We start from the raw sequence: 14,672 nt of genomic DNA, 5'->3' as shown, positions 1-14,672 counted from the left end.
CCTGTGTGCGGGCTTAGCCCCTGCGGTAGACGAGAACGACATACCTACCGGTTCCCTTACGAACCGGTCACGCACCCTCGACAGACCAATGTGAGAGGGGTCACCCTGTCATTCATCCACGCGGGGAGGCATGGATGGGCAGGAGCCGCAGAACACTTCCGGAGGAGCTTCTGCTGCTGGCACTGGACCCGGCCACGGGTACCACTGCACAGCCGCAGTCGCTCGACCTCGGTCTGGCCGGAGCACAGCTAGTAGAGCTGGCGCTGGCCGGACGGATAGCCCCAGACGGGGATCGTATCGCCGTGGTGCAGCCACGGCCGACTGGAGATCCGACTTTGGACTGCGCGTTGGAGTTGCTACGCAGGCGTGGCGCTCCCGTGCGGGCAGTGAACTGGATCGGCGGGCCGCGTCTCGGGCTCCGCCAGGTCTATCTCGCGCATCTCGAACGGTGCGGCATGGTCGCCGCCGTTGCGGGACAGATGTGCGGGGTGCTGCCGACCACTCGGTACCAGGCGACGGACAACGCCGTCACCCGGGAGATCCGTGGCCGGCTGGATTCGGCGATCCGTACCGGCGTTCCGCCGGACCCGCGGACCGCCGCGCTCGCCGCCCTGGCCCACGCGGTCGGACTCGGCAAGCACCTGTATCCGGGCAACGAGGGACGGTCCTCTCGTTCCAGGCTGCGGGACTTGATCCGGCACGACCCCATGGGCGGGCTCGTCGCCCACGCCGTCATGGACGTGCAGAACGGCGCGGCCGCACAGCCACGCCGCAACCCCGCCGCCCCCGCCGGGCGGCAGACCGGACCAGGCACCAGGCCCGGTGCGCCGGAACCCGCCCGTGGGGTTCCGATGCAGCCGCGCCGAGGTGCGATGGCCCGTGCCGTGGTGCACTGAGCCGCAGTTCCACGGCAGCAACACAGCACCCCTGAGACCCGGTTCCGGGAGCCGCTGGTCCGAGCGGGGCGGCGAGGCGTACGAGCAGTACGCGCCTCGTCGCCCCGCTCGGCCGTGTCCGCACTCGGCCCGCCCCCGGCCCACCCCGGGTCCGGAGTATCCGGAACGTGCCCGAAGTGACGCGTACGCGCCGCATATCCACTGTTTCCCAGCGGTAGGAAGCACCTTGGTGGCAGTCTGCTCAACAGCAGATACGCAAAGTGGTAGTTACAGGCAGGCAGCCGGAGGTGCACGTCCCGTGGCGTCCAATGTCAATCCCACCGTCAGGCGACGCCGGCTGGGCCAGGAGCTGCGCAGGCTCCGCGAGCTCAAGGGCATGACGGCGGAGGAAGTGGCGGAGCGGCTGCTCGTTTCGCAGTCGAAGATCAGCCGGCTGGAGAACGGGCGCCGGAGCATCAGTCAGCGCGACGTCCGCGACCTGTGCGGGGTGTACGAGGTCGAGGACCAGCGGGTCGTCGAGTCCCTGATGGAGATGGCCAGGGATTCGCGGCAGCAAGGGTGGTGGCATGCGTTCGGGGACATTCCGTACAGCGTCTACATCGGGCTGGAGACGGACGCCGAGTCGCTGAGGGTGTACGAACCCCAGCTGGTGACCGGGCTGTTGCAGACCCGTGCCTACGCCGAGGCCCTGGTGCAGGGCGCGTTGCCGGAGACCTCCGCCGCCGACATCGAGAAGCGGGTCCAGGTCCGGATGCGGCGACAGGAACGTATCGCCGCAGAACACAACCCCCTTCGGCTGTGGGTGGTGCTGGACGAGGCCGCGCTGCGCCGGCTCGTCGGCAACCGGCTCGTGATGCGCGAGCAGCTGGAGTACCTGCTGGAGATGTCCCAGCAGCCGCACATCACCGTCCAGGTGCTGCCCTTCGAGTGCGGCGCGCACCCCGGCCTCAACGGCCAGTACGCGATCCTGGAGTTCGCCGACGCGGCCGACTCCAGCGTCGTCTACCTGGAGGGCGTGACCAGCGACCTCTACCTGGAGAAGGCCCACGACGTGCAGAAGTACGCCGTGATGTACGAGCACCTGCGCGCCCAGTCGCTGAACGTCGAGCAGTCCCGGCAGTTCATCGCCGACGCGGCCAAGGAGTACGCCCGCTGAGCCGTCCTCCGGTCCTCCCGGGCAGGAAGCGGCGGATGTTACACCGGTGCCACGGTCCAGCGGAAGTCTCCACCGGAATATGCCATCCAGACGAGTGAACGGGTACTCCAGGCGAGGAAGTTGGCTAGTAGCGTCGATCACGCCAACCGGTCAGAAAGGTTGGCGTGAATCGCACTACAGCAAGCACCACAGCAATCTCGCAACAGGAGTGGACATGGCACTGCTTCAGGGCGCCACGGAGACGTGGACGAAGTCCTCCTATTCCGCAGGGAACGGGGCGTGCGTCGAGGTCAAGTCGCCGACGACCGCAGGACTCGCCGTACGCGACTCCAAGGTCGAGGAGGGCCCGGTCCTCGCATTCCCGGCCGGCGCGTGGAACGCCTTCGTGACCTCGGTCAAGGCGTAGGGGGGCACTCGCTGACCCACCGCTCACGCTCCCGACTACACAACTGCACAAGCGTGACCCAGAGCCCTCTCGACCAGCCCGCCGTCCTTGCCGAGGGGGCTCGGCTTGTGCCCGCCGCGCCGCCGGCGATCCCGCCCCGGGCTCAGCCGAGGGCGCGCTCCACCGCCGCCACGACCTCCGCCGACTCCGGCTCGGCCTGCGGCGAGAACCGGGCGACGACCTGTCCGTCCCGGCCGATCAGGAACTTCTCGAAGTTCCAGCGGATGTCCCCGGTGTGCCCCTCGCCGTCGGCGAACCCGACCAGCCGGTCGTAGAGCGGGTGCCGGCCCTCCCCGTTCACCTCGACCTTCTCGGTCAGCGGGAAGGTCACGCCGTACGTCGCCGAGCAGAACTCGGCGATCTCCTCGGCGCTGCCGGGCTCCTGGCCCATGAACTGGTTGCAGGGCACCCCGAGCACGGTGAAGCCCTGCGCCGCATACCGCTCCTGGAGCTTCTCCAGGCCGTTGTACTGCGGGGTCAGGCCGCACTTGGAGGCCACGTTGACAATGAGCACGGCCTTGCCGCCGTAGCCCGGCAGGTCGGCGGAGCCGCCCTGCAGCGCACCGATCTCCACGTCGAGCACGGACCCGTTGTTCTCGGAAGTCGTCATAAGCGGATGCTAACCCCGCCGGGTGGCGGTCCGGGTTCCGGCCTCGACGAGCACGTCACCGGCCGCCGTCCGCGCGTACAGCACCGACCGTCCGGCCCGCCGCCGCTCCACCAGCCCCGCGTCGAGCAGCACCCGCAGGTGCCGGCCGACCGAACCCAGGCCCTGCCCGGTCACCGCCGTCAGGTGGGTGGTGCTCAGCGGGGCGTCCAGCAGCACCAGCACCCCGGCCCGCGCGGCCCCCAGCAGCGCCTCCAGACCGGCCGGAACCGCCCGCCCGGAGGGGGCGGCGAGCGCCCCGGCACAGGGGTAGATCAGCGCGTACCGGTCCGGTTCCTGCCAGGAGACCCAGCCGCGCTGCGGGGTGACCGGGACGAGCAGGAGGTCGGCGCCGGAGATCTCGCGGGGCGGGTACTCGTGCATGTTCACCTGGAGCCGGTTCCCGCCGAGCCAGCGGGTCTGGCCGGGCTTCAGCGAGTCCAGTACGGCCGCCCAGCCCGCCTGGCCGGCGCGTGCGGTCCGGGCGGCCACGTCCGCCGCCAGGATCCGCCGGCGCCGGTCCCAGTCCGGGCGTACGGTCTCGGTCCAGACGTACTCCAGCAGTGCGGCCGCCCGCTCGGGCAGGTCGGCGCGGTCCAGGGCGGCCGGGAGCGGTCCGGCGAGGGAGACGCGGAGATCGGCGCGGGCCTGCCCGGGGTCGGTCGCGCGCACCGTCGCCGCCGCGTCGGCGACGGTCTGCCCCTCGCACGGGGTGGGCGACAGGAAGTCGGCGATCCAGGCCCGGCCGAGCCCGGCGCGGACGAGCCGCGCGGTCACCGGGTCGGCCGCGAGGAATGCGCGGTAGCCCGGCAGGTGCGTGCGCAGCCAGGCCTCCTCGCCCGGGTGCGCGCCGGCGCCCGCGTGCAGCAGCTTCAGGGCCGCGAAGGTCTCGGCGAACGGCGAGAGCACGAACCGGCTGCGCGCGAGGGTGTCGGCGTTGACCAGCCACCAGCCCATGAGGACACCCTTTCGCTCCCGCCCGCCGCCGACCTCGCACGGGCCCCTGGTCGGTCCCTCGCGTCGGCCCTCGCATTGGCCTTTCGCGCCTGTGCGAAACATTAACGACCGGGCGCCGCCCGCTCCGAGACTCCCTGCATGCGCAGCTACCGCGAGCTCTTCCGCGCCCCCGAGTTCCCCCCGTTCTTACTGACCTTCGCCGCCTTCTCCGCGGCCCAGACGATCGGAGCCCTGGCCCTCGGCACCCTGGTCTACCGGCTCACCGGCTCGCCCCTGCTGTCGGCGGTGAGCATGTTCGGGCCGCAGCTCGCGCAGGTCCTCGGCGCCACGCTCCTGCTCTCCGGCGCCGACCGGCTGCCGCCGCGCGCCACCCTTACCGGCATGGGCCTCGGCTACGCGGCCGTCACGGCGGCCCTGGCACTGCCCGGCCTGCCGGTCGCCGCCGTCTTCGGCGTCGTCGTCCTGCAGGGCCTGATCGCCTCGCTGGGCGGCGGAGTGCGCGGCGGACTGCTCAACGAGATCCTCTCCAAGGACGGCTACCTGCTGGGCCGTTCGGTGTTCAACATGGCCAACGGGCTGATGCAGGTCACCGGTTTCGCGGCCGGCGGTGCCCTGCTGACCGTCCTGTCCCCGCGGTCCTGTCTGCTCCTGGCGGCCGCCCTCTACACCGCCTCGGCCCTCGGTACCCGCTTCGGCCTGACCGCCCGGCCGCCGCGCACCGCGGGCCGTCCGTCCGTCGCGGCGACCTGGCGCACCAATGCCCTCCTGTGGTCCTCCCGGCCCCGCCGCCTCACCTACCTGGGCCTGTGGGTGCCCAACGGGCTCGTCGTCGGCTGCGACTCCCTCTACGTCTCCTACGACCCGCGCGCGGCCGGCGTCCTGTTCGCCTGCGGGGCGCTGGGCATGTTCGCCGGTGACGTGGCCGTCGGCCGGTTCGTGCCGCCCGCGCTGCGGCCCCGGCTCGACGTCCCGCTGCGGCTGCTGCTGGCCGCGCCGTACCTGGTGTTCGCCCTGCACCCGCCCGTCGGGCTCGCCGCGGTCTGCGTGACCGTCGCCGCGGTCGGCTTCGCCGCGAGCCTGGTCCTGCAGGAGCGGCTGATGTCCCTCACTCCCGACGAACTCAGCGGCCACGCCCTCGGGTTGCACTCGGCCGGCATGCTGACCATGCAGGGCGTCGGTGCCACGCTGGCGGGCTCGGTGGCGCAACTCACCTCGCCCGCCAGTGCGATGACCCTCGTCGCGGGTGCGTCCCTCGCGGTGACGCTGGCGCTGGCGGTGGCCGCCAGGCGGGAGCGGAGGGCTACGGCGCCGGCTCAGCCGCAGGCGCCGACGCCGACGCCTGCTTCGGCTCCGGCGAAGCGGTGAGCTCCGCGGCCGGCCCGAACTTGTCGGCGACGGCGGCGATCTGCTCGATCCCGGCCTTCAGACCCGTGCCGAGCTCGTCCGCCGCCGTCCGCTCGTTCTTCTCGACCTCCTGGTCGAGCCGCTTGGTCGCCCGCTCGAAGTAGCGCAGCAGCTCCACCGGGAAGGGCATGACGAGCGTGGAGTTCTTCTCGGCGGCGACCTCGACGACGGTCTGCAGGAGGCGCAGCTGCATCGCCTCCGGGGTCTCCGACATGATCCGGGAGGCGTTGGCGAGCTGCTGCGCGGCCTGGAACTCACCGTCCGCCGTGATGACCCGGGCCCGCCGCTCCCGCTCCGCCTCGGCCTGCCGGGACATGGACCGCTTCAGCGACTCCGGGAGCTGTACGTCCTTGATCTCGACGCGGTCGATGTGGATGCCCCACGCGGCGGCCGGGCTGTCGATCATCAGGGCGAGCCCCTCGTGCAGCCGCTCGCGGTCGGTCAGCAGGTCGTCCAGGTCGCTCTTGCCGATGATGGAGCGGAGCGAGGACTGGGCGACCTGCCCGACGGCGAACATGTAGTCCTGCACCTCGATGGCCGCGCGGACCGGGTCGGCGACCCGGAAGTAGACGACGGCGTCCACCTTCACCGACACGTTGTCCTTGGTGATGCCCTCCTGCGTGGGCACCGGCATGGTGACCACCTGCACGTTCACCTTGCGCATCCGGTCGACGAAGGGGATGAGGAAGGTGATCCCCGGCCGCCGGAAGTCCGGCAGCGCCCTGCCCAGGCGGAACACCACCCCGCGCTCGACCTGGTTGACCACCCGCATCCCGCTGCGCAGCACGAGCAGGGCCGCCACGACCACCAGTACGACCCCTACAACGGCGCCGTCCATGGGCACACACTCCGTTCTCGACGTGGTCCGGACAGGAATCCGGACAAGGATGAGGACACTTCCCGGCCGTCCCGGGATGCGGGTGCCGGCGTCAGGAGTGCGTAAAGAAAAGCAGCACACGGTACGCGGCGCAGGTGGGGAACCAGTGGGGAATCATGGGGGTGACGGGACCTCGGCGGGGTCGGCGGGGGAGGCAGTGTGACGGCGGCGGGCGGCGGATCATCGGTCTTCATCAGTTACGCCGGACCGGACCGGGTCTGGGCGGAGTGGGTGGCCTGGCATCTGCACGATGCCGGTCACCGGGTGGCGCTGGACGTCTGGGACTGGTCGGCCGGTGACAACTTCGTGGCGCGCATGGACGAGGCGCTGAACAGCGCGACCGCGGTGGTGGCCCTGTTCTCCCGGCACTACTTCGACGACTCGCGGTGGACCCGGGAGGAGTGGTCCTCGGTGGTGGCACGGCGCGAGCGTCTGGTCCCGCTGGTGATCGAGCCGCTCGACGGCACCGACGTGCCCGCCCTGCTGGCCCCGCTGATCCGCAGGGACCTCCACGGCCTGGACGAGCAGCAGGCCCGCGCCGCCCTGCTCGACGCGGTCGCCGGTGCCAGGGGCCCGCGTACCAGGCCCGCTTTTCCCGGCGGTCCCGCGTCCGCGCCGCCGGGCGGCCCCGCGTCCCCGCCCCCCGGTGTCCCCGGCCGCCGCCCGCCCCTGCCCGGCACCGGCGGCGGACCGGGCCTGCCGAGCCCGGGGAGCCTGCGCGTGCCCGCCCCCGATCCGTCACCCGGGGCGGAGGCACCCCTGTTCGCCTCCCCGGAGGAGCGATCACAGGCCCGCGACCTGGCGAAGGCGCCCCGCCGCCCGGACAGCCCCTAGTCCGCTGGTCCGCGCCGGGTCGGCCCGGGCGGTTCACCACCCCCCGGCTTCCGTCCGGCGCGTGTGCGGCCGGACGGAAGCGGAGGCGGTCCCCTCCGGTCGTTCCTCAGCACAAGAGGACCGCGTGGCCTTCCAGACCGGAAGGCGCGACGCCGGGGGAGGCGTCCGTTTTCCATGGTGCGCCATCCCGTCCGCGCCGCGACGACACGTACGGGTTCGCCCCCAAAGGCGTTCATCAGGCGCCGAGTTGCCCCCACGGGCGGCCGTCATGGAGTAACGGGCGTGCCGGACCCCATGAGGCTTGCGGTGTGATTGTTCCGTAATCCCATGATCACATTGAGTGGTGACCGGTTGTCCCACCATGCTGTCGTCCAACTCCCCCGCGGCGCTTCAGCACCGCCGCGGGGGAGCGGCTTCCAGACGCTTCTTCCTTCCAGGGAAGGTGAGATGACCAACAGGCAGATGATGACCGTGGCCGTCCTGGCCGCGGTCCTCGTGTGGAGCACGGTGATGACCGTGCTGGGGCAACTCGCGGCGGTCGCCGCACTGTTGCCCTCGCTCGGACTTCTCGTCCAGCAGATCGGCGCGGCGCTGGGCGGCCCCGGCGGCACGGACCCCGGGCAGGGCCGGACGCCCCCTGCGCCGACCTCGGCCCCGGCCGGGAGCGAGGAGCCGTCGCGGTGAAGAAGCCAGAGGTGACCGAACAGCCCGGCGGAGACCCTCCCAGTCGCCGCGGGCGCCCGCCGGAGCCGATCGGCGAGGACGTCGGCGTCGCCCACCGCACCTGGCTGGAGCCGGTCCGCGACCGGCTCGTCGCCAGCGGGCTGACCCTCGACGAACTCGTCTGCCGCTCCGGCTACTCCAAGACCCGGCTGTCGGAACTCCTGCGCGGCAAGGGCTACTACCCCGGCTGGGAGATCACCTACAGCGTGGTGAAGGCCCTGGACCTGCCGCCGTGGCCGCTGCGCCGGCTGTGGACCGCGGCCGCCCGGGAGGCGGACAAGAACCAGGGCTGGATCGAGAACCGCATCCGCGCCGTGCAGCCGCTGGGCCCCGAACTGCCGCCCGTCGCGCACCTGGGCCTCACCCAGATCATGCGCGGGCCCTACACCGCCTACGCCCGGGCCTTCCTGCAGTCCGAGAACCGGGCCCAGCGCGCGGTCGGGGAGACCTTCGACATCCTCTGGCTCACCTGGGACGAGGCGGTCGCCGTCCCCGACACCCCGCGCCACGCCTGGCAGTTGCTGCGCGCCCGGGTCATGTCCCGGGCCGCCCAGCAGGACGGGCACCCCGACCTGCGGCAGGCGGCCTTCGCCACCGTCGCCCAGGCGGGCATCGCGGACCTGGCCGAGCGCAAGACCCGGATCGACACGATGGCGGACTTCTTCGACGCGATCGCCCGGCTGCCCCAGGACCAGATGGACGTCATCGTGCTGCGCCACCTGTGCGGCGTCCGTGCCGAGGCCGTGCCCGGCATCGTCGGCCTGACCCCGGCCATGACCCACACCCTGGACCACCACGCCCGAGGGGCGCTGACCGGCCTCTACCTCCGCACCGGCACCACCGTCACCATCGACACCCTGGAGTGATCACCACGGCCATGAGCATCATCGACGACCTTCTCGCCCAGTCCCTGCTGCTGCCCGACCCGCACGTCCCCGCCGACGTCGTGCCGTACGACGACGTGGCCTACCCCGCCTTCGCCGACGACGGCCGGCTGCTCTGGGACGGCGACGGACCCGACCTGGCCGACGACGGCGCCGCACAGAGCCTCGCCGCCCTGTGCGAGGCCGTCGTCGCGCACTGCACGCCGGACCAGCTCGCCGACTTCCTCACCGACCAGCTGCCGGAGCCGCGGGCCGCCTGGATCCTCGGCTGCGCCCTCCAGCTCGCCGGCGCCGACGACGGGGCCCGCTTCTGGTGGCAGTACGCCGCCGGCGCCGGTGACGAGGCGCCGTCGTACTGCCTCTACCTGCAGCACCTCGCCCGCGGTGACACCCACGCCGCGGCCCTGTGGCAGGCCCAGGCGGGCGCCCACGCGCCGGACGGCGACGGTGCGGCCGGCGGGGACGCCCCGGCGTACCGGATGGTGACCGCGGACACCAGCCTGCCCACGGTCCTGCGGGTCCTCAGCCGCCTCACCCGGGCCACCCCCCGCCGGCACACCCCGACCGCGGCCGCGGTCATAGACTTCGTGGCCACCGCCGTGGCCATCGGCTACGACCTCCACCCGGACCTCGAAATCCCGGTACCGGGACCGAACTTCGCGGAACACCTGGAAATCATCGTCGCCGCGACCACCCTGCGCGCCCCCCACGTCCCGCAGGCCGAACCGGGGGGCGCGACCCTCCCCAACCGGCCCGCGCCCCCCGGCCGTGCCGCGTCGGAGGCCACCGCCGAGTGCGCTCCGGCGCCCGAGCGGCTGCTGGTCGAGGTCACCGCCGCCGACCACGAACCAGAGACCGCGTCCGCGTTCTTCAGGGCGGCGGTCGCCGTCTGCTGGCGTACCGTCACCGCCGCCCGGACCTCCGGCACCCCGGACGGACAGCCGGGCCTCCGCCGCGCCTACTACCTGGACCGCTTCCGCCCCCGCTCCCCGCGGCCTCCGGGCTTCGCGAGCAGGTCACCGTCCGGTGCGGGCACGCCCCACCCGCATGGGCTATGATCAATCCAGAGCTGGCCGACCCGATCGGGGTCGCCCGGTACTGCGTTGGTCGTCCAAGGAAAGACGCCCCGCTTCCTGCGGGGAAATGCAGGTGCAAGGCCTGCCCGGCGCTCCATCCCGAGGCCCGTCCACTGTGTGGACGGGCCTCGCGCGTTGCCCGGCGCCGAGGCCCTCACGTCTCCGGCCCCCAGTGTTCCGGCCCGCCGCCCCGCCAGTCGATCCACGGGACCCGCGCGACCTCCGCCGGGTCGATCTCCAGCCCGGCACGGCGAAGGAACTCGGCGACGTCGGTCACGTTGTGCGCCAACCCGAGGATCTCGCCGTCCACCCGCACGCGCCGGCCCCCCGTCGGCGACGGCGGATGCACGATCACCCGTATCGGTCCGGACATGCCTTCAGGATCATCCGGGACATACGGTCCCGCACTCCAGCCCGTCATCCCCGGCCCCTCAGCTCCCGCCACGCGGCGGGGCTCGGGCGCCGCTGCTGCCAGTAGGGATGGAAGAACACCTGCACCGACAGCAGGTGCAGCCGCCGGCGCAGCTCGGTACGCCCGGGCCGCTCGGCGAGCTGCCGGTAGGTGGCGCTCCATTCCTGCTGCGCCCGGGCCAGGTCCACGGGAAACGATCGCATGACCAAATTCAAGCACGTGTTCGATTTTCGAGTCCATCGGCAACGAAACCGGCGGTCGAACGGCGACCGGCGCGCCCGCCCCCGTAAGGGAGAACGCGCCGGTCCGGTCGAGCTGCGGTTCGTTCAGCGCCCCCGAAGGGGCGCGGGGAACTGCGCGACCAGCCACGACGGCGCCGCAGACAACAGACGGCATGGACTGTCGCGGCCCCTCCAGCGGAGCGCCTAGTCGACGTCCACCGGACCGTCGTCCGACTTCCGCCCCTTGCTGGTGGGCAGCTGCAGCAGGCCGCCGCCCTCGCCCTCCCCGGAGCGCCGGCCGTCGGGCCGCTGCGCGTCGGAGTCCTGGCCGCCCAGGTTCTGCCGGACCGAGTCGAGGATGGTCAGGCCCTGGGACACCAGCCCGGCGGCGATCTCGCCGAGGCCGTCCGCGCCGTTGAGCACGTTGACGTTGGCGCCCGCGAGACCGCCGGCGGCCTCCTTGACGATCTGCGGGAGCTGGTCGATCAGCATCCGGTCGAGCGCGACCCGGTCGTACGACGCGGCCGCCTCCGCCTGGATCTTCATCCGCTGCGCCTCGGCGGCGGCGAGGATCCTGACCCGCTCGGCCTCGGCCTCGGCGGGCCGTACGACCTCCGCGACCAGCTGCTCCTGGCGCAGCCTGGCCTGGCGCTGGGCCAGCTCCGTCTGGGCGGCGAGCACCTCCTGCTGGGCGTGCGCCTGCGCCAGCGGTCCGGCCTGGCCGGCCTCCGCCTGGGCGCGGTCCACCTCGGCCGAGTACTCGGCCTTGACGATGGCGGTCTGCCGGGCGTACTCGGCCTGCTTGCGGGCCGCCGCCTGCTCCGCCTCGACGGCGGCCTGGGTGGCCTGGGCCTGGGCGATCTGCGCCTGGCGCTGGATGGCCGCCTTGTGCGGGGCGGACATCGCGTCGATGTAGCCGGTGTCGCCGTCGTCGATGGACTGGATCTGCAGCGAGTCGACGATCAGACCGATCTTCGCCATCTCCGTCTTCGAGGTGTCCAGCACCTCCGCGGCGAGCTTCTGCCGCTCGGTGACGATCTCCTCGACCGTCATCGAGCCGATGATGGCCCGCAGGTGTCCGGCGAAGATCCGGCCGGTGAGCACCGACATCTGCTCCTGGTCGGAGAGGAACCGCTGGCCCGCGTTGATGATGCTCTCGTGGTCGTTGCCGACCTTGAAGGCGATGACCGCGCGCACGTGCAGCGCGATGCCCTGCTTGGTCACGCAGGTCTCGGTGACCTCGGACTCACACATGGACAGGGTGAGGAACCGGACCTTCCGGAAGACCGGCAGCACGAACTTTCCATGCCCCGTGACCACTCGGAACGGCGCGCCCCCCAGTCCCCGCCTGCCCCCCGAGATCAACATCGCCTCGTCGGGAGCGGGTACGCGGTATCCGAACATTCCTGTTTCTCCTCAGCCGGCCTCGGCGCTGTCGCCGAGCGCGTCCAATGGATCCACCCACTCGATGACGCCGACCTCGCGGCATCCCCGTGATTCGATCACGAGCACCGTGGCGCCGACGGGCAGGGGCTCCTCCGACCAGGCGAGGAACGTCTCCGAACCGCCTCTGACCCGCACCAGGACTTCGCCGGGGCCTGCGGAACCGCGGGTTCCGATGAGCACCTTCCCCGTGCAGCCGATCACGGCCTCGTCCTGCGGCATCACCGGCCGTCCTCCTCGTTCTGGCCCCATGATTCCGACGATAGACCCGTTCCGTGCGGGACCCAACGGTCAGGGGGGACCGTCCTGCGCCACCGGCCGTCCGCCCCGGCGGGGCGCCGCCCCGACCGGTGAGATGCCGTGCGACATGAAGGGCGATACGGTGTAAAAGCTGTCAGGCCACGCACAGTTGCCCGCATCGTGGGCGGGACGGATCGCTCATGCGGGGCGACATGTGCGCGACGCGGCGGAGCCACCACGCCCGTCACGTCCCATCGGTCGAATCCATGTCATCCACAGCAGCCATCCACAGCAGCCATCCACAGCAGCCATCCACAGCAGTCAGCCAAAGCAGGTTGAATGATGAACCGAACTCGTCGTCTCGCAGCGCTCGCCCTCCTTGCCGCCCCCGCGCTCGCGGTGGGCCCCACCACGACCGCACACGCCGTGACCGCCGCCGCACCGCACGCCCCGTCCCGCGCGGCGTGCCATGTCGAAACGGAGTCCGACGGCAGGTACCACCTGTGGGGTGTGGGGTTCCCCGGCGGCGCCAAGGTGACCTACTCGGGTTCCGCCTCGGGCATCGTCTCCACGGACCGCACGGGGCGGTTCGACATCGGCGGCCTCAGCGGAAGCAGGTTCGTCGTCAACACAGCCGACGGGAAGGCCACGGTCACCTGCACCATGGTCCGTCACTGAGCCCGGATCCTCACCGAGCCTGCTCGGAATCGGATCGGAAGCGGTTGGCGGGTACCGGCGGAAGCGTCCGGGGTGGTCTCGTGGACAGCGGTGGGGCCGGGCGGAGCGGCGCGCGGCGTGGCCGGCGGGACGATGCCGCGAAGGGGGAGCTTGGAGATGCGGAGCAGCCCGCCGGCCCGGGGGACACGCCCGGTCCTCCGCCCGGTCCCGCCGTCTTCTCCGTCTTCGCCGTCAGTCCGCGGCGCGCAGCCCGAGCACCAGGTCCTCGAACCGCCGCTCCACCGGGGCCAGGTCGGTCCGGGCCAGCTCCTGGGGCAGGATGACGATCCGGAGTTCGGGGGTCAGCGCGGGGTGGCGGCGGCAGGCGTCGATGAACGAGTCGACGATCAGCGCGGCCAGCTGGCCCCGGTCCAGGTCGGTGACACGGGCCAGGCCGGAGCCGATCAGAGGGACGGCGACCGGCTTGAACAGGCCGTGCACGGCCACCGAGGCCCACAGGTTCGCCAGGCTCAGCCGCAGGTCCAGGTGGTTGGACCGGGCCACCAGATCGTTGCCGAGCCGCGAATAGGCCGTGGCGAACACCCGGCGGCCCTCGACCGGCACCATCACGGTCGTGCCCACCGGATAACGGACCCGGCGGCCCAGCGGCTTGGTCCGTACGGTCTCGGTGCCCGCCGCCTTCACCGCCCGCAGCCCCGCCCGCAGCCGGTCGTCCAGCAGGCGCCGACGCCCGCCGAACAGCCGGTCGACGAGCTGGCTCTGCAGGCTCTCCCGGCTGATCACCAGGTCTTCCGCGGTCTCCGTGTCGAAGGTGTCGGAGAACCCGACCACCAGGTTGCAGTCCGTCTGGTCGAACAGGTCGCCGCGGACCAGCACCACATCCGCCCGCTGGCCGGCCAACGGCACCCGGTGCCGCAGCAGTTCGGCCCCGTGCCGGGCGCGCAGCTCCGCGCGCAGCGCGTCGAGGACGCGCGCGGCCTCGGCGTCGTCGGGGTGCTCGTGGGCGATCAGTTCGGCGACCGGCAGGGCGAGTTCGGGCCGTCCCAAGTCGGTCTGCACCCGGACCAGTTCGCGTCGGGCGGTGTCCTGAAGGGTGGTCAGGCGGCGGACGAAGAGCGCCGCGAAACCCTCGCCGTTGACCTCGGCCAGCGGCCGGCCGCGCACCAGGGACAGCGCCTCGGCCAGCCGGTGCGCGGCGGTGGCCGGCGGGGCGAGCAGGGCCTCGCCGACGATCGCGGAGAACCGCGCGCTGTCCAGTTCCTCGGGGCCCAGCACCAGACGGTAGGCGGTCTCCGGGCCCTGCACGGTGACCTGCTGCTCGGTGCGCAGGACATGTGTGCCCGCGCCGTCCTGGCCGGGGGCCAGCGCCCGCCGCAGCTCCAGGACCCGTTTCTGCACCTCGTTCCGGTTGCGCTGGTCCAGATGGCGCGGCTCGTCCGCGAGTCCCCACACGTCGCGGCGCAGTTGCCGTACCGGCACCGCCTCGCCCTCGGCCGCCACCAGGCGGACCAGGAGCCGTACCGTCAGCGGGGTCAGCCGGACCGGAACCCCGTCGACCTCGAGCTGGACCGGGCCCAGTACCTTCACCCGGATACGTGCTCTTTCACCGGCCATCCGCGTCGCCCCCCGGCGGTTTTGCGTCACTCTGCGTCAGCCCATAGTGACCGAAAGATTATCATGATGCCTTGGGGAATCCATGAGTTCGGGTGATTCCGGCAGGCTGGACCCGATCGGCCCGATACGGCCCACGGACCCGATCCGGCCACGCCCTCCCCGCCCC

17 protein-coding genes are annotated in these 14,672 nt (G+C 72.2%); 9 read left to right on the top strand and 8 right to left on the bottom strand.

Annotated elements, in window-relative coordinates:
* Nucleotides 1-134 precede the first annotated feature (134 nt).
* From ABZ887_RS31320 to ABZ887_RS31310, 3 genes are all read left to right on the top strand, one after another.
* Nucleotides 135-896, top strand: a complete 762-nt coding sequence (locus tag ABZ887_RS31320; protein WP_361296481.1) for a GPP34 family phosphoprotein — start codon at nucleotides 135-137, stop codon at nucleotides 894-896.
* A gap of 298 nt (nucleotides 897-1,194) precedes the next feature.
* Nucleotides 1,195-2,052, top strand: a complete 858-nt coding sequence (locus ABZ887_RS31315; protein WP_361296478.1) for a helix-turn-helix transcriptional regulator — start codon at nucleotides 1,195-1,197, stop codon at nucleotides 2,050-2,052.
* A 214-nt stretch (nucleotides 2,053-2,266) separates the two neighbouring features.
* Entirely contained in the window at nucleotides 2,267-2,458 is a 192-nt protein-coding gene (locus tag ABZ887_RS31310; RefSeq protein ID WP_089102095.1) for a DUF397 domain-containing protein, read from the top strand.
* 142 nt (nucleotides 2,459-2,600) lie between these two features.
* Here the strand turns inward: ABZ887_RS31310 and ABZ887_RS31305 are convergent, their stop codons facing one another.
* Nucleotides 2,601-3,107, bottom strand: coding sequence for a glutathione peroxidase (locus ABZ887_RS31305; RefSeq protein ID WP_217554966.1), 507 nt, complete (start codon nucleotides 3,105-3,107; stop codon nucleotides 2,601-2,603).
* Between the two features lie 9 nt (nucleotides 3,108-3,116).
* On the bottom strand, nucleotides 3,117-4,100 hold the full coding sequence (locus ABZ887_RS31300) for a winged helix-turn-helix domain-containing protein (protein ID WP_361296473.1): 984 nt from the start codon (nucleotides 4,098-4,100) through the stop codon (nucleotides 3,117-3,119).
* 138 nt (nucleotides 4,101-4,238) lie between these two features.
* On the opposite strand from ABZ887_RS31300, the gene ABZ887_RS31295 reads away from it, so the two are divergent.
* A complete protein-coding gene (locus ABZ887_RS31295) occupies nucleotides 4,239-5,465 on the top strand; it encodes an MFS transporter (RefSeq protein ID WP_361296470.1) in 1,227 nt (408 codons plus the stop codon).
* On the opposite strand, the gene ABZ887_RS31290 is transcribed toward ABZ887_RS31295, so the two are convergent.
* On the bottom strand, nucleotides 5,401-6,342 hold the full coding sequence (locus tag ABZ887_RS31290; protein WP_361296467.1) for a slipin family protein: 942 nt from the start codon (nucleotides 6,340-6,342) through the stop codon (nucleotides 5,401-5,403). The two genes, ABZ887_RS31295 and ABZ887_RS31290, sit on opposite strands and share 65 nt — an antisense overlap.
* A gap of 198 nt (nucleotides 6,343-6,540) precedes the next feature.
* Here ABZ887_RS31290 and ABZ887_RS31285 point away from each other — a divergent pair, with 198 nt between their 5' ends.
* From ABZ887_RS31285 to ABZ887_RS31270, 4 genes are all read left to right on the top strand, one after another.
* On the top strand, nucleotides 6,541-7,215 hold the full coding sequence (locus ABZ887_RS31285; protein ID WP_361296464.1) for a toll/interleukin-1 receptor domain-containing protein: 675 nt from the start codon (nucleotides 6,541-6,543) through the stop codon (nucleotides 7,213-7,215).
* A gap of 447 nt (nucleotides 7,216-7,662) precedes the next feature.
* Nucleotides 7,663-7,899, top strand: a complete 237-nt coding sequence (locus tag ABZ887_RS31280) for a hypothetical protein (protein WP_361296461.1) — start codon at nucleotides 7,663-7,665, stop codon at nucleotides 7,897-7,899.
* The gene (locus ABZ887_RS31275) at nucleotides 7,896-8,804 is read left to right on the top strand and encodes an XRE family transcriptional regulator (protein WP_361296458.1); all 909 of its coding nucleotides are present in this window, start codon (nucleotides 7,896-7,898) and stop codon (nucleotides 8,802-8,804) included. The genes ABZ887_RS31280 and ABZ887_RS31275 overlap by 4 nt, the downstream gene beginning before the upstream one ends.
* An 11-nt stretch (nucleotides 8,805-8,815) precedes the next feature.
* Complete coding sequence (locus ABZ887_RS31270) at nucleotides 8,816-9,880, top strand: hypothetical protein (protein ID WP_361296455.1); 1,065 nt, start codon at nucleotides 8,816-8,818, stop codon at nucleotides 9,878-9,880.
* 172 nt (nucleotides 9,881-10,052) lie between these two features.
* Here ABZ887_RS31270 and ABZ887_RS31265 read toward each other — a convergent pair whose 3' ends face one another.
* From ABZ887_RS31265 to ABZ887_RS31250, 4 genes are all read right to left on the bottom strand, one after another.
* Nucleotides 10,053-10,271, bottom strand: a complete 219-nt coding sequence (locus ABZ887_RS31265; protein WP_361296452.1) for a hypothetical protein — start codon at nucleotides 10,269-10,271, stop codon at nucleotides 10,053-10,055.
* 44 nt (nucleotides 10,272-10,315) lie between these two features.
* Nucleotides 10,316-10,513, bottom strand: a complete 198-nt coding sequence (locus ABZ887_RS31260; protein ID WP_361296449.1) for a hypothetical protein — start codon at nucleotides 10,511-10,513, stop codon at nucleotides 10,316-10,318.
* Nucleotides 10,514-10,735: 222 nt separating this feature from the next.
* Nucleotides 10,736-11,935 carry an SPFH domain-containing protein gene (locus ABZ887_RS31255; protein WP_361296446.1) on the bottom strand — a complete coding sequence of 400 codons (1,200 nt, stop codon included), beginning with the start codon at nucleotides 11,933-11,935 and terminating at the stop codon, nucleotides 10,736-10,738.
* Nucleotides 11,936-11,947: 12 nt separating this feature from the next.
* A complete protein-coding gene (locus ABZ887_RS31250) occupies nucleotides 11,948-12,196 on the bottom strand; it encodes a hypothetical protein (protein ID WP_361296741.1) in 249 nt (82 codons plus the stop codon).
* Between the two features lie 360 nt (nucleotides 12,197-12,556).
* Here ABZ887_RS31250 and ABZ887_RS31245 point away from each other — a divergent pair, with 360 nt between their 5' ends.
* Nucleotides 12,557-12,892: a hypothetical protein gene (locus ABZ887_RS31245; RefSeq protein WP_361296443.1), complete on the top strand. Its 336-nt coding sequence runs from the start codon at nucleotides 12,557-12,559 to the stop codon at nucleotides 12,890-12,892.
* A 231-nt stretch (nucleotides 12,893-13,123) separates the two neighbouring features.
* Here ABZ887_RS31245 and ABZ887_RS31240 read toward each other — a convergent pair whose 3' ends face one another.
* On the bottom strand, nucleotides 13,124-14,479 hold the full coding sequence (locus ABZ887_RS31240) for a macro domain-containing protein (RefSeq protein WP_361296440.1): 1,356 nt from the start codon (nucleotides 14,477-14,479) through the stop codon (nucleotides 13,124-13,126).
* Nucleotides 14,480-14,672 lie beyond the last annotated feature (193 nt).

Source organism: Streptomyces sp. NPDC047061 (assembly GCF_040643955.1).
In the GTDB taxonomy this organism is placed as follows: domain Bacteria; phylum Actinomycetota; class Actinomycetes; order Streptomycetales; family Streptomycetaceae; genus Streptomyces.
The sequence above is the reverse complement of the archived record's forward strand: the minus strand, read 5'-3'. Positions and strand labels throughout refer to the sequence as shown.